Here is a 1,963-nt window from a genome sequence, read left to right as displayed (position 1 = left end):
TGCACGCCAGCTCGGCCGCGGTGCCGGCAAGCCACTTGGTACGGGATTGCCACACCAGGGCCGGCTGTCGGCCGTCGAGGGCCCAGGAACGGCCGCGCTGGCCGCGAAGCTGGTTTTCTTTGTCGGCGTCTTCGATCCGCTTGCGAATCACGGCGCCGAGGTCGGGTTCTTCGGTGGTATCGAGGTCTGTTGGCGCCCCCTGCGACGCGCCCAGCTTCGGCATGCTGGACACGGCATTTGGGTGTGCGCTACCCTCGGAACAGCTAGGCAAGCTGGTCCGCCTTTCGGGGTTGGCACCAAAACCGGGGTTGCGAGCGGCTAACTCGTCCCGGTTCACACGTTCGCGATCGCCCTTCGGATTCGGCCCCGGGGGGCGATCGCTTTTTTGTGTGGGTGCGCTATGCGGTTGTCAACGACGTTGGTTGAGTCCCGTGCGCCTCCTATCTCTTGAAGTCAGTGGTGGTCAGCCAGTGCGACCGAGAAGGTCGAGCGCACTGGGTGCCTCGGCTTCTCGCCGCTTGTACTCGGCGAGACCGTAAGTGACGACGTCTTGCAGCACCTCCCACCGCTTCCGGCCAGATCTGCGCCAGATCGCGTTGAAGTCGGCCACTAGCTCCTTGTCGATCTCGCCGTTGAGCTGCGTGCGGTGATCGCGGGTCCGCGGGCGGCCGAAGGTCGTCATGGCCTTATTAATAACACGCGTGTAGTTCGGCGTCGAGCATTTGCCGCCACACGGGCGTGTCCGAATATAGCGTGGGTCTAGGAAAACTTTGCGCCGGACTGCCGCCGTCGGTCGTTTCGGGTGCGAGTCCATGCGTCGAGAACTCGAGCCGAGGTGACGCCGTATGCCGTGGCCAGGGCGTCGCAGAGGTCCGGGCGCGGAGCCGACACTCCCCGCTCCATCTTCGAGAGCTGCGGTTGGCGTATGCCCGCAACCTCGCACGCTTCCTGCTGGAGGAGACCTGCGTGGATCCGAAGATCGTGCAGCCTCTCCTCGCCGTCGCTGACCAGTGTGAGGTCCGCCGGCCGCAGGCCCAATGCTCGGGCCACGCTGACGAGCAGGGGAGGAGACGGCGCACGAGTGCCGTCGAGCCAGCTGTGAACGGTGTTGGGGGAGATGTCCAGGTGTGCGGCGATGTCGTCGACGCTCACCCCTCGACGGGACATGGCGGCCCGGAGGGTGGTGGGGCTGATTTGCCCCGCACGGCGAGGCATCGGCTCCCCTTCGTCGGCGTGTCTTGCCCGACAAGTCTGTCCAACGAACGGCCTTAAACCTTCCACTAGCGGAATATAGCGTGTAGTTATAGAGTGGAAACAAGCCGATGGCTGGCCGGCCGATCACGGCGGGTCGAAGCCCTGCAACGGGACCGTTGGCGGTACTCTACCAATATTGGTACCAATATGTCGGTAGGCAGCAAGGAGCCGAAGTGACGGAAAGCGACCGACGGGCCACAGCGGGCCCGGCTCTACGAGGAGCCTTAGTTGGGGCCACCACGGCCCTTATCGCGTTCGGAGGCGTGTCGGTAGCCCTGGCTGCGACGCAGTCGGGCATCGAGGAGGCGTCAGCACCAGGTGCTCGACCGTCGACCACTCAGGCCGGTGTGGACGTGGCCCAGAAGGCCAGCGCGACTCCCCGTTCCGCGAAGGCCGCACAGGCGACCTCATCTCGGACGGCCCCGCAGCAGCGTCCCGCCCAGGTCAAGCAGGCCGGCGTGGCCAAGGCGGTCCAGCCAGCCCGTGAGGTGAAGAGGGAAGAAAAGCCCGACGAGCGCCGAGAGTCGGCCCCCAAGGTCGAAATCGCTCCGGCGCCGCAGGCTCCCACGCAGCAGGTCCGCTCTCCGCAGCCCGTGCCGGTGCAGCAGTCCCCGTCGTATCCCGTTCAGCAAGCCCCGACGTACCCGGTGCAGCAGGCGCCGGTTCGACAGGCTCCCGCTCCTGCACCCGCTCCTGCCCCGGCAGCCGC

Annotated in this window: 4 protein-coding genes; all 4 read right to left on the bottom strand. The window is 66.3% G+C overall.

The window, feature by feature from the left end; translation table 11 throughout:
* A partial coding sequence (locus G6022_RS16005) for a hypothetical protein (RefSeq protein WP_182691994.1) occupies positions 1-223 on the bottom strand: 223 nt, incomplete at its 3' end.
* Positions 224-463: 240 nt separating this feature from the next.
* The gene (locus tag G6022_RS16000; protein WP_120282887.1) at positions 464-682 is read right to left on the bottom strand and encodes a hypothetical protein; all 219 of its coding nucleotides are present in this window, start codon (positions 680-682) and stop codon (positions 464-466) included.
* A gap of 77 nt (positions 683-759) precedes the next feature.
* Positions 760-1,215, bottom strand: coding sequence for a helix-turn-helix transcriptional regulator (locus G6022_RS15995; protein ID WP_269504828.1), 456 nt, complete (start codon positions 1,213-1,215; stop codon positions 760-762).
* Positions 1,216-1,661: 446 nt separating this feature from the next.
* On the bottom strand, positions 1,662-1,963 hold a 302-nt coding region (locus G6022_RS16730), incomplete at its 5' end, for a hypothetical protein (protein WP_206682392.1).

This window comes from Dietzia sp. Cai40 (assembly GCF_014145165.1).
GTDB classification, from domain to species: domain Bacteria; phylum Actinomycetota; class Actinomycetes; order Mycobacteriales; family Mycobacteriaceae; genus Dietzia; species Dietzia natronolimnaea.
Note: the sequence above shows the minus strand (reverse complement) of the source record. Positions and strands in the feature narration are given on the sequence as shown.

Bases quoted from the DNA above. Each gene is read 5' to 3' on its own strand.
- G6022_RS16000 (WP_120282887.1), bottom strand. From the start codon at position 682: ATGACGACCTTCGGCCGCCCGCGGACCCGCGATCACCGCACGCAGCTC.
- G6022_RS15995 (WP_269504828.1), bottom strand. From the start codon at position 1,215: ATGCCTCGCCGTGCGGGGCAAATCAGCCCCACCACCCTCCGGGCCGCC.